We start from the raw sequence: 17,004 nt of genomic DNA, 5'->3' as shown, positions 1-17,004 counted from the left end.
ATAGAGACGTTATGTAGTCTTACGCGGGCTTTCATCCCAAACGTAAGAAGTGTTAACTTATAACACTTACTGCACCGTCCCCACTCGCCGCGTCCAGCGGCGAGTACCGTCTCGAAGAAGCGATCTGTCGTCCGATGAACAAGTACCTTGCCAGCGGCCTGTGCCTGCTTGCCTTGCAAAACAGCGCCCAGGCCCTGACCCTGCCCGCCAGCCCCGTGACCGCCCCGGCGGTGGACAGCGAATATATCGACCTGAGCACTCCAACCACCGCCGGTTCGCGCCTGGGCCTCACAGCCCTGCAAACCCCCGCCAGTGTCGAAAGCCAGACCGGCACGCAGATTCGCGAGCGGGGCGACGCCAGTGTGCAAGACGCAATCTCCCGGGCCACCGGCATCAGCCGCACCGGCACCCCGGGCGACGGCGGCACCTCGCTGCAAGCCCGTGGTTTTACCGGCCAGGGCTCGGTGATGCAGTTGTATGATGGCAACCGCCTGTACACCGGCATGGGCACCTCGACCTTCCCGGTCGACACCTGGGCAGTCGAGCGCGTGGACGTGCTGCGCGGCCCGGCCTCGGTGCTGTACGGTGAAGGCGCCACCGGCGCAGTGGTCAACACGATTTCAAAGAAGCCCTTCACTGGCGAGATCGAAAACCACATCCGCCTGGGCTACGGCTCCTATGATCGCCAGCAACAAGCCCTGGACAGCGGCGGTTCGCTGACCGACACCTTGAGCTATCGCCTGAACCTCAACCGCCTGCGCAGCAATGGCTTTATCGACCGTGGCGACTCGGCCAGCGATTTTGCCAGCGGCGCCCTGCGCTGGCAGGCCGCCGACAACCTGAGCTTCACCCTGGCCCACGACTACGGCGACCAGCGCCCACAGAACTACTTCGGCACACCGTTGCTCAACGGCCATCTGCACAAGAGCCTGCGGGACAAGAACTACAACGTCAGCAACGACACCCAGCACTACAACGACCAGTGGACGCGCCTGAGCAGCGAATGGCAGATCAACGATGCCGTCAGCGCGCGCAACGAGCTGTACTACCTCAAGGCCCAGCGCCGTTGGCAGAACGCCGAGAACTACAACTTCAGCGCCGGGCAGTTGACCCGCAGCGGGTTCTATGGCATCAAGCACAACCAGGAGCAGGTCGGCGATCGCCAGACCTTCACCTTCAAGCACACCCTATTCGGCCTCGATAGCCAGACCGTGACCGGCGTGGAATACAACCGCATCCGTTTCCGCCTGGCCAGCAACTCACCGTTTAAAGACGTCGTAACCGGTGGCCAGCCGATTGATGTGAAACACCCGGCCCAGGCCCCTTTTGAAAGTGCCGACCCGTTCCTGCCGCTGTTCGCCACCACCACCAAACAGTTCGCAGGCTTTGCCGAAAACCGCCTGCAACTGACCGACCAGCTCTCGCTGATCACCGGCATCCGTCGCGACTACGTGCACCTGGACCGCGATGAACTGCGCAGCGGTGAGCGCAGCGACAGGACCCTGACCGGCAACAACTGGAAGGCCGGCCTGGTGTTTGCCATCACTCCAGACACCTCGGTCTACGGCCAGTACGCCACCAGCACCGATGGCGTCGGCGGGTTGATCTCCCTGAGTTCAAGCCAGCAAGCGTTCGACCTGTCCACTGCCAAGCAGACCGAGATCGGTATCAAGCAGGCCTTCTGGGACCAGCGCGGCGAGTGGACCCTGGCGGCCTACCATATCGTCAAAAAGAAACTGCTGACCGATGTGCCGGGCAACCCGCAGTTCAAACAGCAGGTGGGCCAGCAATCCTCCAATGGCCTGGAAGCCAGCCTCGACCTGCAACTGCCCCACGCCTGGCAGCTGCAAGCCAACGCGGCCATCGTGCGGGCGCAGTACGACGACTTCCAGCAGAATGTCGGCGGCGTGCAGGTATCGCGCGATGGCAATCGCCCAGTGGACGTGCCGCGCCGCACCGCCAACCTGTGGCTGAGCAAGGCCGTGACCGAAGACATCCGCGCCAGTGCCGGCGTACGTTATGTGGATGCCCGTTACGCCGACATGGCCAACCAGAACGAGCTGCCCAGCTACACCGTGGTCGATGCCAGCGTTTCGTGGAAAGCCCTGCGCAACACGACATTGGGCCTGCAATTGAATAACCTGTTCGACCGCACCTATGCCGTGAGCCAATACAATGACGGCCAGCAATGGATACTGGGGGAGCCGCGCTCGTTCTTTGTGACGGCCGACTACACCTTCTAACCCCCCCACAATGTGGGAGCGGGCTTGCTCGCGAATGCGGTGGGTCAGAGATGAATATGTTGACTGACCCACCGCATTCGCGAGCAAGCCCGCTCCCACATTTTGGGACAGTGTTAACCTTGAGACCGATGATGCCCACCCTCGACCTTCACCACCTCGCCTGGTCCCCCCTGGGCCACAGCCACTGCCATCACCAGTTCCAGCTGCGTGATGCCAGCCTGCAGGTGGGCGCCGGGGAGTTTGTCGGGTTGATCGGGCCCAATGGCAGCGGCAAGACCAGCCTGTTGCGCTGCGCCTATCGGTTCAGCAAACCCGAGCAGGGCGAAGTGCGGTTCGATCACCAGAACGTCTGGAAGCAGCCTTCACGCTGGTGCGCCCAGCGCATCGCCGTGGTGTTGCAGGAGTTCCCCGATGCCTTCGGCTTGCGCGTCGATGAAGTCGTCGCCATGGGCCGCACGCCGCACAAAGGGCTGTTCGACGGCGATACCCAACACGATCGCCAACTGGTGCAACAAGCCCTCGACTCCGTCGGCCTGCTGGGCTTTGAGGACCACGCCTTCGCCACCCTTTCCGGCGGTGAAAAGCAGCGCGTGATCCTCGCCCGCGCCCTGGCCCAGCAACCGCAATTGCTGATCCTCGATGAACCGACCAACCACCTCGACCCACGCTACCAGCTTGAGCTGCTCAAGCTGGTCAAGCGCCTGCAGATCGGCACCCTGGCCAGTATCCACGACCTGAACCTGGCGGCAGCCTTCTGTGATCGCCTGTACGTGATAAACCACGGGCGCATCATCACCAGCGGTACGCCGCACGAGGTGTTGACCACCGAGTTGCTGCGCGAGGTCTTCGGTGTCGAGGCCTTGATCGATGCCCATCCTTTGTCCGGCTACCCTCGAATCACCTGGATAACCCAACCATGATCCTGCGCTCCCTGCTCTCCCTCGCTTTGCTGCTGGGCACCGCCCAGGCGTTTGCCGAAGCGACCCATTACCCGCTGAAAATCCAGAGCTGCAACCGCGAAGTGACCTTCAACCAGGCGCCGGAACACGCCGTCAGCCACGACATCAACATGACCCAGATGATGCTGGCCCTGGGGCTCAAGTCGCGCATGGCCGGCTACAGCGGCGTGACGGGCTGGAAATCCGTGACCCCGCAAATGGCCCAGCTACTCGATGGCCTGCCAGAGCTGGCGAGCAAGTACCCGTCGGTGGAAACCCTGCTCAATGCCAACGTCGATTTCTTCTTCGCCGGCTGGGACTACGGCATGCGCGTGGGCGGCGACCTCACGCCGCAAACCCTGCAACCTTTGGGCATCAATGTGCTGGAGCTGACCGAGTCCTGTGCGTTTGTGATGAAGCGTCCGGCCGCCACCCTGGATGACACCTATAACGACCTGCGCAACCTGGGCAAGATCTTCGACGTGCAGGAGCGCGCCAATGCCTTGATCGCCCGGATGCAGGCACAGGTCGCCGATATACAAAAAAACCTGCCGGCGGAAAAACCCCGGGTATTTCTCTACGACAGTGGCGAAGACCGCGCCATGACCTCGGGCCGCCTGGGCATGCCGCAAGCGCTGATCGAGGCGGCGGGCGGGCGCAATATCCTCGATGACGTGGACGCCAGTTGGACCCGCATCAATTGGGAAACCGTGGTCGAGCGCAACCCACAGGTCATCGTGATCGTCGACTACAGCGAAATCAGCGCCGCACAGAAGCAGCAATTCCTGCTGGACAACCCGGCGCTGCAAGCGGTGGACGCCATCAAGCACCAGCGCTTTATCGTGATCCCCTACGTGCAGGCCACGCCCGGTATCGACAATGTGTTGGCGGTCCAGACCCTGGCCAAGGGGTTTCACAACCCATGATTGACCGTCGCTACGCCCTGCTGCTGGTTGCCCTTGGCGCGTTGTTGCTGGTGTCTTGCGTGATGTCTTTGGGCTTCGGCCCCGCGCGGGTGCCCCAGGACGTGGTGTGGCGGATTCTGCTGCACAAGGTAGCGGGCGTTGGCGAGGTGAGCTGGAGCGCCGGCCAGGAACATATCGTCTGGTTGATCCGCGTGCCGCGCATGCTGCTCGGCGCGCTGGTGGGCGCGGGTCTCGCGTTGATCGGCGCGGTGCTGCAGGCCGTGACGCGCAACCCGCTGGCCGACCCCCATCTGCTGGGCGTGACCTCCGGCGCCACCTTGGGCGCGGTGATTGTGGTGCTGCATGTCGGCCAGGTCATCGGCTTGCTGACGCTGCCGCTGGCCGCATTTATCGGCGCGCTGTTGAGCATGCTCGTGGTGCTGGCCGTGGCCAGTCGCAACGGGCGCCTGGAAAGTGATCGCCTGTTGTTGTGCGGTGTCGCGGTGTCGTTTGTGATGATGGCGGTGGCCAACCTGCTGCTGTTCATGGGCGACCATCGCGCGGCGTCGGCGGTGATGTTCTGGATGCTCGGCGGCCTGGGCCTGGCGCGCTGGGAGTTGCTGGCAATTCCCTCTGCGACTGTGCTGCTCGGGCTGCTGTTGCTGTTGGGCATGGCGCGCCCGCTCAACGCACTGATGGCTGGCGAGCAGACCGCCGTCACCCTGGGCCTGAACGCACGCAATGTACGCCTGAAGGTGTTCCTGATTACGTCGCTGATGACCGGCGTACTGGTGTCCATCAGCGGCTCCATCGGCTTTGTCGGGTTGATGGTGCCGCACATTGCCCGGCGCCTGGTGGGCGCCGAGCATCGGCGACTGCTACCGGCCTGCGGCTTGCTCGGCAGCCTGTTCCTGGTATGGGTCGACGTCGCTGCACGCACCCTGATCGCCCCCGAAGACCTGCCTATCGGCGTAGCCACGGCGGCGATTGGCGGGCTGTTTTTCATTGGCCTGATGCGTAAGCGTTAGGCCGCCGGCCCCCTGAAAAAACCGGGCCCGCGCTTACAGCTCATCCCGGTCCCGTATGTTCAGCGGCTCATCCCCCCCGATCGCTTCCAGGCTCAGACCATTGGCATATCCCAACTGCTGCTCGGACAACTGCCCTTCGTTGATCCAGAATCCGTCTTTATCCAGGACCAACAGCTTGCCAGCGTTGACCATGCCTTTGAGAAACACGCTGGGATAAACCGTGGGCCCGGTCACCAGCGTCTTGCCTTCGGTGGGCATAAAACTTGGCACGTATTTCAATAGCGCACCGCCCTGGCACGAGAGATAAAGAGCGGCGGACTCACGGGGCAAGCTACGCAATACCCAGATGAAATAACTCATGAGTTCCGGCCCCACAAAATTGCGCAACAGGGCCTGGTCCGCTGGATCCAGGCTGTCCGTGGCAGGCATGCTGCTGTAGAGCAGATGCACCCCGACAACCCCATGATTTGACGGGAAGTCCGGCATTGGCGCCGGGGGCTCCACCGGTTGGACGGGACCTTGAGGGCCGCTGTAGAACAGCCGCAAAATCAGCGCGCGCCCAACCCCAGGAGCCACGGGGAGCGTGACCAGGAACGAGGAGCGCGTGGCGTCGGCCAGAACGGCAGCGAGGTACTGCTGATCCTGATAAGGCGAGAGTTGCCGCTGCAGATAGCGCACCGCATCATCCCCATGGGAGAACACCGGGCCACATGCCGCCGCCCATGGGTCGACAAAGACCTCGACCACGCCAGGCCGCCAGAACTGATCCACACGATTGCGCGTGGTCCACACCCGCCCCTGGATCAGCGTGCTCAGATCGCCGCGCGCCACCAGGTCCTGCACGTAACTGAGTACGGTCCGCTTGCCTTCCAGTAACTGCTGGCGCAATTCGACCAATCGCCCAAAATCCTCCAATTGGGCCTCGGTTCCCTGGTACTCATAGTGGAGCAAGGCGCCGTCCTGGCACGACAAGTACAACCCCAGGCGCTTGTCCTTCAAGCCATGCAGGGAGAAGCGAATGCCGGTGTCGATATCCGTGGGCGCAAAGAACGCCTGGCGCAGTGGATCATCGGCGGGCGCCTGGGCTACGTTGCTGGCGCACAGGTAGAAACCTTCGAGCCCATAGTCCTGGGGAAACTGGCCATTGGGAAAGACTTGCCAGAAGTCGCGATAGCTCTGGCGCACCATCGGCAGGCTGGCCATATAACGTGCGGTTTTCTTTGACTTGAAGAGATAGCCAAACTGTAGATTTTCACCATGTCGGCAGCGCTCATGGACATAACGTATCGCATCCTTTTCGTTGGCAAAGAGCGGACTGAAGGCCGGGTCTGCCAGGGCATTGCGGATCATCAACGGCGCGACCTGAAACGCAATGAACTCCCCACTGATGCGACGTGGAACACCCCAGGCAGGGCTGCCCTGCACCACTCGCAACACCCCGGTTTTGCCCAGGAGGGTGACAAACTCAGTGGGGGTCAGTTCGCCCTTGCGGATCTGCCGCTCAATGCGGTTATCCAGCAGATCTGCGCGCACCGGATCCAACGCTTGCAGGTCTTTTTTCAGTTGCTCTTCCAATGGCGTCCCGCTGCGGGTGTAACTCACCACACAGCGATCGGCGCCCAACAGGTACTCGTCAGTCAAGCTGGCGTCCTGCCCCCAAAGCGCTGCGCCAATCACCCTAGTGGACGGCATATTGCGATACAGCTGCTCCTGGTGGGTCTCCAGGGCAAAGGGCAACTCGCGGACCGGGCTTGAGCGGTAGCGCCCCACAAGGGTGTGGGCGGCGGGGAAGCCGCCCGTGCTGACCACTTCATCCGGGAAGATCCATTTGGGGTCGAAATCTTCACGCGGCACTTTCAGCGGCTCAGTGGCCACAAACAGGCCGTCGGGGCGCTTGAGGATCACCCCGCCCATCAAGCCGTTGCCCTGGAGCAACAACGACTGTACATGGCGTACCGCATCGTCCTGATGATGGAAGGCCGGCCCCAGGCGACGGCGCAGGAAATTGGCATAGGGTCGCCATGGCTCGGAGCCTCGGCTCACCGCCCCTCGCCGATCCCAGCACTGGCTGCTGTACAGCACCCGCAAATCCCCGACCTTGGCGACCAATGAAACAAACTTGGCGGTGTCGAACGTGCCGTTGCGCAGGCTCATGCCCTCGATTGTCACGTCCTCACCTTGAGGGGGCTCTGTGAGCAGGGGCGCGACTTGTGGCTGATAACGCAATAAGGCGCCGTCCAGCGTCGACAGGTAGACCGGCAATATGCCTGTCGCTGAAGCACGCGGTATCGAGCGGGCGTCGTCTTCGGCACGCATCAGCACATTCGGGGTGACAAAAAACCGCATCAGCCAGGCCTCGACCGGCGGCAACCCCGACGGTAGCCATTGCTGTGAATAGAGCAGCCCCACCACCGTAAAGCCCCTGGCGAAAGCACCACCAGCCAGATAGCCGGCACCTTTGGAGGCGTCACGTAACGAACGCCCGCTGAGGGCTACCGGTAACAGTTCGCTGACCACAAACTCATCCGCCTCTGGGTGCTTGAGCACATAGGCGATGTAGCCCTGGGCATCCAGGTTCCTGCCTGCCCAACGCAAATGGGCATTGAGCGCCGCGCCATCCTGGCTGCTGAAAATCGCGCCGAATGCCGGGCTCAACGGATCGACATCGGCGTAGTCGAAGTTTGGCGTCCAGTCGCTGTAGACCCGGCCACGGGGGCCCCACAACGAACTGCGGACCAGCACTTGCAGGTCGCCTGCGTCAGCCAGCCGGGTAACGATGTCTGCCGGCTTGAGCGCACCTGCTTCCAATCGCTCGAAATACCCATGCTTGCCAGGCTCACGGGTGGTGTTGCTCTGCACCACCACCTCCCTGGCCGAGCCGCCGGGGACGTAGCCGATCAGGTTGTTCGGCGAGCCGCTCAGGTAGGCAGGCCGGCGCGACGCAATCACCGCGTGGAGTTCCTGATCCGAGAACATCGTGGTCATGACTTCCAGGTCCGTCAGCGTCCAGTTCAACCGCTGCTGGCGCTCGCGGTCACCGGCCGACAGTGCGGCGTGGGAGGCGTAGCGCGCATGCAGCTCATAACCTCGCGGCGGTACCAGCACCCCATTACCGGCAACCGGCGTGAGCAGGTCGGCAGTGAATCCATTGCCGTGGATAGTCAACGGCTCAGTGAAGACAAATCGCCCATCCAGGCCCTTGAGGATATAACCACCATAGGCCGCCGCTCGGCGAAAGCCGATCCGCTCATGGGCATGGCGAGCGGCATCTTCGGCCGTCAGGAACGCCGCACTCAACACCATGGGAACCGAGCCCAATGGCAGGCTCTCGCTGTCATACACCGGTCCCTGGGTTTGCCATAACGCGCCCTGCTGAAGCACCGACAACGCACCGGCCCGGATCACCCGGCGCACGAAGTCCCGTGGGGACAACGAGCCGTCGAGCAAGGCGGCCTGGTTGCCTTTGTCGGTCACCGTACTGCCAGTCACCGTCACCAGTTCGTTGTCGGGCGCGGCACCTGGCACCTGCCATTGCAGCAATGCGTCGTCGGCGGTGCGCAGATACAACTTCAGCCCCAGCCCGGCGACCTGCAACGCAAAGGTTTCCAGCCCCTGTTGTACGCTCTCCACCAGCAATTTCGGGCTGGTAAAGCGCCTGTACAGCCAACCCTCCCGAACGGGCAGTTGCGCGGCATCAAGGGGCGGCGCATTGCGGTAGATACCGACCAGTCGGTAATTGGCCGGCAGTCTTGGCTGACCGTCGGCCCGCAGCGGAAACTGGCTTGCCACGCTCGTGCCGGCCGCAACGGGCAGCGTCGCGGCGTAGGTTTGCGTGGTCTTGTGCTTGAGTACAACGCCTTGGTACGCACCGGCTGGCAAGGCGGCCATGTGGTTCAGTGCAATCAGCGCAGCCACTTGCCCCGTGTTCGCGGCGGATGTGAAGAAGGGCTGCTCCTGCACGACATTGGCAGGACCGACCGGCGTACCGAGTCGCCACCCTTTGGAGACACGGCCGCGAACACCTCCCCAAACACGACTGGGCAGCACCACTCGCAGGTCTCCAACGTCTGCAATACTCCAAATCACTGCCTCAAATTCAGTGTTCGGCTCAAATGGTTCTTCACCGGTCAACTGATCCAGCAGCTTCTGCTCTGCAGCCGAACCGCTGCTTACGTATTTGAGCAACGAGCCCCCCGGCCCCGATAGATAGTGGGCCGAAGCAAACGTGCGATTAGCGATGATTAACGTCGCGTCAGCCGACGAAAAAAAGCTGACAAACAAAGCGACCTGATCAGCGGGGTGTTGCGTCAACAGTTCTTGCTCTCCCTCGGACTTGGCCGGATGGGAGTGATAGAGGGCGTAGCACTCATAAGATTGCGGGGCGATGAAGTGATCATGTTCATCGGTGGCCAGGATGGTGATAAAACTAAACTGAGTGGCCATGCCGGCCACCGGCTCCGTGGCGAAATAGCGCACTCCCTGTTTCAGCACGACACCGCCGTACTCCTTGTCTCGCTGGTTGCCAATCCGGTCGTGGGCCCAGCGGGCAGCATCGTCAGCGCTGATGAAGGGCGGGCTCAAGACCGGTTTTGGAATCAATGAAAACGCGCGCCACTGAGCATCCACTGGGCCGCTCCTGTCCCAGACTTTTCCCGTGCGCAAGACCGTCAGATGCCCTGCTGCGGCCACGCGCAACACAAAGGCCCGAGGCCGCAATGTACCGGCGAGTAACGCCGAATCGATCTGGTTATCCACCACCCGACCGTCAGCCTCGACGCGAAAAAGATCGGCCTCCGCCGCCGAGAACGAACAGGTGTATTGCAGCAAGGCTCCATCATTGACACTGCGATAGAACACCAGCCGCTGCTGTGGCCCCAACAAGTCCTTGGACTGGTGCCCTTGATAAAGCTGGGTTGCCAGTTCGACGGGAGCAAAAAAGTTGCGGTACAACCATGGTTCCTGGGCGGTGAGCCTGGCAGGCACTGGGGTGCGCCCCTGGTAAACGCCGTACCAATGAAACTGATCGTGCTGCACCCGATTGCCATCCGGGGTCAGTGCAAAAAGCTGTTGAATGGTCACAGGCGCCGCGCCACCGGCCAGCGGCTCGATCAGCACGTAATCTTCTTTATCGATGTGCTTGAGGATAAACGCCGTTTGGCGGTGCTCAAGCAATGCCAGCGTGGCATCCAGCCCGGACTGCACAGCCCCGCAAGCCGGCAGGTCGTAGGTGCGCGAGACGAACGGGGAAAAAGGCTGCCATTGCGTGGGCACTGTACCTACCGAGCCGCCCCATAAACCACTGGGCACCACGAAGGACAATTGGCTGACGCTGAGCAGCTTCTTGATGAGGCTCTCAGGTTTCACGTCGGGGGGACCGTCCTCATGGCCGAAGTGCAGGCCTTTCTTCAACCACACGCCAAAGCGCCGCTCCGCCTCCGACCCCGTGGTGACATGTTTGAGCAGCGCACCGTCCGGACCGGACAGGTAAGAAGCAGAAAAAAAGCCGCGCTCCAAAATATTGATGCTCAGGTCGATATCCGAAAAGAAGCTGTTCAAGGCCCTGGCCTGGCGTTCGGAAAGCTCAGGATTATTGGCCGCAAAAGCGTCGAAAATATCGGGGTGTGAGTGATATTCGGCCACGCACCGATAGCCTTGCGGGTGCAAGTACTGACTGTTGCTGTCGACCTTGAGCACGTCCCAGAAGTCGAAAGTATTGCGCTGCCCCGCAATAGGTTCGGTGCTATAGAAATAGCCATCTGACACGCGCTCCAGAATCACCCCTCCATACTCGACATCACGCCGGCTGCCGATCTGCCGGTGGGCGTAGCGGGCCGCATCGTCCATGGTGATAAAGGCAGGCCCCACAGGTGGTAGCGCCACATCGGACTTCAGGCCACCGCCGAACCATCCGCGTTTAGGTCGTTCCATGACATCCCCTCAAATGTGCCGTGGCCAGACGCTGGCCAGGGTCACGGCGATCTTTGCCCCTGGCGCCATCCCCAGGGCGCTAGATAGTTATCCACACCCTGCCCCGTTCAGGCGCGCGCCCTGCACCAACACCTGAAACAAGCCCTGACTTGGTGCACAGCTCGCGATCCAGACGCCTGACTCCCCGCATAACCAGGGGCCACTCGCAGTAGGCACAGCCTTTGCAAACGCTCCCTCAGCGCCCTACCTGCCCCCTAAAAATATTGAGTTCTGGAGACCACACCATGAAGCGTCGCAGCTTGATAAAGGCTTTCACTCTGTCGGCATCCATTGCCGCCATGGGCATGACCTGGACTGTCCAGGCCGCCGAGACCATCAAGGTCGGCATCCTGCATTCGCTGTCCGGAACCATGGCCATCTCCGAAACGTCCCTCAAGGACATGGCGCTGATGACCATCGACGAGATCAACGCCAAGGGTGGCGTGAACGGCAAGATGCTCGAGCCGGTGGTGGTGGACCCTGCGTCCAACTGGCCGCTGTTTGCCGAGAAAGGCCGGCAGTTGCTGACCCAGGACAAGGTCGCGGTGGTGTTTGGTTGCTGGACCTCGGTGTCGCGCAAATCGGTGCTGCCGGTGTTCGAAGAACTCAATGGCTTGCTGTTCTACCCGGTGCAGTACGAAGGTGAAGAAATGTCGCCCAACGTGTTCTACACCGGTGCGGCGCCCAACCAGCAGGCAATCCCGGCGGTGGAGTACCTGATGAGCGAAGAAGGCGGCAGCGCCAAGCGCTTCTTCCTGCTGGGCACCGACTACGTGTACCCACGCACCACCAATAAGATCCTGCGCGCGTTCCTGCATTCCAAAGGCGTGGCCGACAAGGACATCGAAGAGGTCTACACCCCGTTCGGCCATAGCGATTACCAGACCATCGTCGCCAACATCAAGAAGTTCTCGGCGGGCGGCAAGACGGCCGTGGTGTCCACGGTCAACGGCGATTCCAACGTGCCGTTCTACAAGGAACTGGCCAACCAGGGCCTGAAAGCCACCGAGGTTCCGGTGGTGGCGTTCTCGGTCGGCGAAGAAGAACTGCGCGGCATCGACACCAAGCCGCTGGTGGGCAACCTGGCGGCGTGGAACTACTTCCAGTCGGTAGAGAACCCGGTCAACGCCAAGTTCGTCGCCGACTGGAAAGCCTATGCCAAGGCGAAAAACCTGCCGGGCGCCGACAAGGCCGTGACCAACGACCCGATGGAAGCCACCTACGTCGGGATCCACATGTGGGCGCAGGCCGTGGAAAAAGCCAAGTCCACCGACGTCGACAAAGTGCGTGAAGCCCTGGGCGGCCAGACCTTCGCCGCGCCGTCGGGCTACACCCTGACCATGGACAAGACCAACCACCACCTGCACAAGCCGGTGATGATTGGTGAGATCCAGTCAGACGGGCAGTTCTCGGTGGTGTGGCAGACCGAAGGGCCGATCCGCGCCCAGCCATGGAGCCCGTACATCCCTGGCAATGACAAAAAGCCGGATCACGCGGTGAAGAGCAACTAAGCCCCAACACAGATCAAATGTGGGAGCGGCGGTGCGACTTGCTCGCTCCCACATAAACCTAGTCCGTGCATGACCAGGACATTTGTTTATGCCCACTGCCCTCCACCGTTTCATCCTGGCCTGCCTGCTGTTGCTGCCCCTGGCCGCACACGCAGGCGATGCCGAAGACTTCCTCGCGGCCAACCCCATGCAACAGGCCAAACTGTTGCAAGACTGGGCCGCCCAGCCCGACCCGGCGCGCATCGAGTTGGTCAACGCCTTGCAACAAGGCCAAGTCAGCGTCAACGGCGAAACCAAGACCGTACGCCTGAACAACCGCCTGCGTGGCTTGATCAACAACGTGCAGGCCAGCCAGCAATTGCTCGCCGCCGACCCCAAGGTCCGCCTGGCCGCCGCCCAGACCCTGCAAAAAAGCGCGCAACCTGCGCAACTGAAATTCCTCGACCAGCAACTCGCCAGCGAAACCAATGACGAGGTACACAGCGCCCTGAGCCTGGCCCTGGCCAACCTGCAACTGGTCGACCCCGACCCGGCCGTGCGCCTGGCCGCCGTGCGTCTGCTGGGCAGCACCGGCGACCCACTGGCCCGCACGCGCCTGGAAGCGCTGCTGGCGCCTGGCGTAGAAACCGATGCCGGGGTGCACACCGCCGCCGAAACCAGCCTGGCCCAGGTCAAGCGCAAGCTGCTGGTGGGCGAGGTGCTCGGCCAGGCCTTCAGCGGCATGTCCCTGGGCTCGATCCTGTTGCTGGCGGCCCTGGGCCTGGCGATCACCTTCGGCCTGCTCGGCGTGATCAATATGGCCCACGGCGAGATGCTGATGCTCGGTGCCTACTCCACCTATGTGGTGCAGTTGCTGATGCAGCGCTACTTGCCCCAGGCCATCGAGTTCTACCCGTTGCTCGCGCTGCCGGTGGCGTTTTTTGTCACCGCCGGCATCGGCATGGCGCTGGAGCGCACGGTGATCCGTCATCTCTACGGGCGGCCGCTGGAAACCCTGCTGGCCACCTGGGGCATCAGCCTGATGCTGATCCAACTGGTGCGCTTGCTGTTCGGCGCACAGAACGTCGAAGTGGCCAACCCGGCCTGGCTGTCGGGCGGGATCCAGGTGCTGCCCAACCTGGTGCTGCCGTACAACCGCATCGTCATCATCGGCTTTGCCCTGTGCGTGGTGGTGCTGACCTGGCTGCTGCTGAACAAGACCCGCCTGGGCCTCAACGTGCGCGCCGTGACCCAGAACCGCAACATGGCCGCCTGCTGCGGCGTGCCCACCGGGCGCGTGGACATGCTCGCCTTTGGCCTCGGCTCGGGCATCGCAGGCCTGGGTGGCGTGGCCCTGAGCCAGATCGGCAACGTCGGCCCGGACCTGGGCCAGAGCTACATCATCGACTCGTTCCTGGTGGTGGTACTCGGCGGCGTCGGCCAACTGGCCGGCAGTGTCATGGCCGCCTTCGGCCTGGGGATTGCCAACAAGATTCTTGAACCGCAGATCGGTGCCGTGCTCGGCAAGATCCTGATCCTCGCGCTGATCATTCTGTTTATCCAGAAACGCCCGCAAGGACTCTTCGCACTGAAAGGACGGGTGATCGACTGATGAACCAGCCATTGATGCTCACGGCCGCGCAAAAGGCCGGCCCCAAGGTGACGATTGCGGTGGGCGCGGTGATCCTCGCCGTGCTGCTGGCGTTGCCGCTGCTGTCGCTGTTGCCCGCAGAGAACGCATTCCACGTCTCGGCCTACACCCTGACCCTGGTGGGCAAGATCCTCTGCTACGCCATCGTCGCCCTGGCCCTGGACCTGGTGTGGGGCTACGCCGGCATGTTGTCCCTGGGCCACGGCCTGTTCTTTGCCCTCGGCGGTTACGCGATGGGCATGTACCTGATGCGCCAGGCCGCCGGCAGCGAGTTGCCGGCGTTCATGACCTTCCTGTCGTGGACCGAACTGCCGTGGTATTGGCTCGGTACCGAGCACTTCCTCTGGGCCCTGTGCCTGGTGGTATTGGCGCCGGGCTTGCTGGCGCTGGTGTTCGGTTTCTTCGCCTTCCGCTCACGGATCAAGGGCGTGTATTTCTCGATCATGACCCAGGCCCTGACCTTTGCCGGGATGCTGTTGTTTTTCCGCAACGAGACCGGCTTTGGCGGCAATAACGGCTTTACCAACTTCCGCAGCATCCTGGGCTTTGGCATCACCGAACCCGGCACCCGTGCGGTGCTGTTCCTGGCCACGGTGCTGCTGTTGGTGGGCAGCCTGTTTATCGGCTGGCGCCTGGCCCGGAGCAAGTTCGGCCGCGTGCTGACGGCCCTGCGCGATGCAGAAAACCGCCTGATGTTCTGCGGCTACGACCCCCGTGGTTTCAAGCTGTTTGTCTGGGTGTTGAGCGCCGTGCTGTGCGGCCTGGCCGGGGCGCTGTACGTGCCGCAGGTGGGCATCATCAACCCCAGCGAAATGTCACCGACCAACTCCATCGAAGCCGCCGTGTGGGTCGCCCTGGGCGGGCGCGGCACGCTGATCGGCCCGCTGCTGGGTGCCGGCGTGGTCAACGGCATGAAGAGCTGGTTCACCGTGGCCTTCCCGGAGTACTGGCTGTTCTTCCTTGGGGCGCTGTTCATCATCGTCACCCTGTACCTGCCCAAGGGCATCATCGGCCTGTTGAAGAAAAGGGGCGAACAATGAGAGTCACGGCAACCGACCAGTTCATGCTCGAACCGATCATCGAACCGAACCGCGACCAGGGCACCAGCCGCGATGCCATCGGCCTCGGCCAGGCCGCCGGCAAAGGCCTGAACACCCGCCACGGCACGATCCTGACCCTGGAAGACATCAGCGTCAGCTTCGACGGCTTCAAGGCCCTCAATGACTTGAACCTGTACATCGGCGTTGGCGAACTGCGTTGCATCATCGGCCCCAACGGCGCAGGCAAAACCACCCTGATGGACGTGATCACCGGCAAGACCCGCCCCAGTCACGGCAAGGCCTGGTTCGGCGAAACCCTGGACCTGACCCGCATGAGCGAAGTGCAGATCGCCCAGGCCGGCATCGGCCGCAAGTTCCAGAAGCCCACGGTGTTCGAAGCCCTGAGCGTGTTCGAGAACCTGGAACTGGCGCAGAAGACCGACAAATCGGTATGGGCCAGCCTGCGCGCACGCCTTGGCGGGGAACAGAAGGACCGCATCGAAGAGGTGCTGGACACCATCCGCCTTAGCGCGTCGGCACAACGCCCCGCCGGCTTGCTGTCCCACGGCCAGAAGCAGTTCCTGGAAATCGGCATGCTGCTGATGCAAGACCCACAGCTGTTGCTGCTCGACGAGCCGGTGGCCGGCATGACCGACGCCGAGACCGAGTTCACCGCCGAGCTGTTCAAGCGCCTGGCGGGCAAGCATTCGCTGATGGTGGTGGAACACGACATGGGCTTTGTCGGCTCGATCGCCGACCACGTCACGGTGTTGCACCAGGGCAGTGTGCTGGCCGAAGGGTCGCTGGAACAGGTGCAGGAAAACGAGCGCGTCATCGAGGTGTACCTCGGTCGCTGAACCCGATGCGGATTGCTCTCTGTAGGAGCGAGCTTGGCTCCGGGCGGCGTTCCGACGAAGATCGTCAACGATAACGCGCCGAGCCTGAATGCCCGCGGTGCCTTGGCGTTTTTCGCGAGCACGCTCGCTCCTACAGGGAATTGAGGAGAGTTTGAACATGCTGCAAGTCGACAAACTGCACCAGTACTACGGCGGCAGCCATATCCTGCGCGGCCTGTCCTTTGACGTGAAAGTCGGTGAAGTCACCTGCCTGCTCGGCCGTAACGGCGTGGGCAAGACCACCCTGCTCAAATGCCTGATGGGCCTGTTGCCCGCCAAGGAAGGCGCGGTGAACTGGGAAGGCAAGGCCATCACCGGTTTCAAGCCACACCAGCGGGTACACGCCGGCATTGCCTATGTGCCCCAGGGCCGGGAGATTTTCGGCCGGCTGACGGTGGAAGAAAACCTGCTGATGGGCCTGTCGCGCTTTCCCGGCAGCGAAGCCAAGCAAGTCCCGGCGTTTATCTACGAGCTGTTCCCGGTGCTGCTGCAAATGAAGCATCGGCGCGGTGGCGACCTGTCTGGCGGCCAGCAGCAACAACTGGCCATCGGCCGCGCCCTGGCCAGCCGTCCGCGCCTGCTGATCCTCGACGAGCCCACCGAAGGCATCCAGCCCTCGGTGATCAAGGAGATCGGTGCGGTGATCAAGAAACTTGCCGAGCGCGGCGACATGGCGATTTTGCTGGTGGAGCAGTTCTACGACTTCGCCGCCGAACTGGCCGATCAATACCTGGTGATGTCCCGCGGGGAAATCGTCCAGCAAGGCCGTGGTGAAAATATGGAGGCCGAGGGTGTACGCGGCCTGGTTACCATCTAATCTGTAGCGTCTTGTCGATAAGCCCAAAC

At 62.4% G+C, this 17,004-nt stretch carries 10 protein-coding genes; 9 read left to right on the top strand and 1 reads right to left on the bottom strand.

Features of this window, described 5'->3' with window-relative positions:
• The first annotated feature begins 134 nt into the window (after positions 1–134).
• The 4 genes from C5F71_RS15885 (at position 135) to C5F71_RS15870 (ending at position 5,114) form a co-directional block, all read left to right on the top strand.
• Positions 135–2,243 carry a TonB-dependent siderophore receptor gene (locus C5F71_RS15885; RefSeq protein WP_104911491.1) on the top strand — a complete coding sequence of 703 codons (2,109 nt, stop codon included), beginning with the start codon at positions 135–137 and terminating at the stop codon, positions 2,241–2,243.
• Between the two features lie 131 nt (positions 2,244–2,374).
• A complete protein-coding gene (locus tag C5F71_RS15880) occupies positions 2,375–3,163 on the top strand; it encodes an ABC transporter ATP-binding protein (protein ID WP_029297725.1) in 789 nt (262 codons plus the stop codon).
• Positions 3,160–4,107 carry an ABC transporter substrate-binding protein gene (locus C5F71_RS15875; protein ID WP_104911490.1) on the top strand — a complete coding sequence of 316 codons (948 nt, stop codon included), beginning with the start codon at positions 3,160–3,162 and terminating at the stop codon, positions 4,105–4,107. Before C5F71_RS15880 ends, C5F71_RS15875 begins: the two co-directional genes overlap by 4 nt.
• Complete coding sequence (locus tag C5F71_RS15870) at positions 4,104–5,114, top strand: iron ABC transporter permease (RefSeq protein ID WP_029297729.1); 1,011 nt, start codon at positions 4,104–4,106, stop codon at positions 5,112–5,114. Before C5F71_RS15875 ends, C5F71_RS15870 begins: the two co-directional genes overlap by 4 nt.
• 33 nt (positions 5,115–5,147) lie before the next feature.
• Here C5F71_RS15870 and C5F71_RS15865 read toward each other — a convergent pair whose 3' ends face one another.
• Positions 5,148–11,042 carry a DUF4329 domain-containing protein gene (locus tag C5F71_RS15865; protein WP_104911489.1) on the bottom strand — a complete coding sequence of 1,965 codons (5,895 nt, stop codon included), beginning with the start codon at positions 11,040–11,042 and terminating at the stop codon, positions 5,148–5,150.
• A 284-nt stretch (positions 11,043–11,326) separates the two neighbouring features.
• Between C5F71_RS15865 and urtA the strand changes: the two genes are divergently transcribed.
• The 5 genes from urtA to urtE all read left to right on the top strand — a co-directional run bounded on the left by urtA (position 11,327) and on the right by urtE (position 16,975).
• Positions 11,327–12,592 carry an urea ABC transporter substrate-binding protein gene (gene urtA / locus C5F71_RS15860; RefSeq protein WP_029297732.1) on the top strand — a complete coding sequence of 422 codons (1,266 nt, stop codon included), beginning with the start codon at positions 11,327–11,329 and terminating at the stop codon, positions 12,590–12,592.
• A gap of 88 nt (positions 12,593–12,680) precedes the next feature.
• A complete protein-coding gene (gene urtB / locus C5F71_RS15855) occupies positions 12,681–14,183 on the top strand; it encodes an urea ABC transporter permease subunit UrtB (protein ID WP_104911488.1) in 1,503 nt (500 codons plus the stop codon).
• Positions 14,183–15,262 (top strand): urea ABC transporter permease subunit UrtC, encoded by a 1,080-nt coding sequence (urtC, locus tag C5F71_RS15850; protein WP_104911487.1) that lies wholly within the window; start codon positions 14,183–14,185, stop codon positions 15,260–15,262. The genes urtB and urtC overlap by 1 nt, the downstream gene beginning before the upstream one ends.
• Entirely contained in the window at positions 15,259–16,119 is an 861-nt protein-coding gene (gene urtD, locus C5F71_RS15845; RefSeq protein WP_029297738.1) for an urea ABC transporter ATP-binding protein UrtD, read from the top strand. The genes urtC and urtD overlap by 4 nt, the downstream gene beginning before the upstream one ends.
• Positions 16,120–16,276: 157 nt before the next feature.
• The gene (gene urtE, locus C5F71_RS15840) at positions 16,277–16,975 is read left to right on the top strand and encodes an urea ABC transporter ATP-binding subunit UrtE (protein ID WP_029297740.1); all 699 of its coding nucleotides are present in this window, start codon (positions 16,277–16,279) and stop codon (positions 16,973–16,975) included.
• Positions 16,976–17,004: the final 29 nt, after the last annotated feature.

Source organism: Pseudomonas sp. LG1D9 (genome assembly GCF_002949995.1).
In the GTDB taxonomy this organism is placed as follows: Bacteria; Pseudomonadota; Gammaproteobacteria; order Pseudomonadales; family Pseudomonadaceae; genus Aquipseudomonas; species Aquipseudomonas proteolytica.
This window is presented reverse-complemented; position numbering and strand designations above follow the sequence as displayed.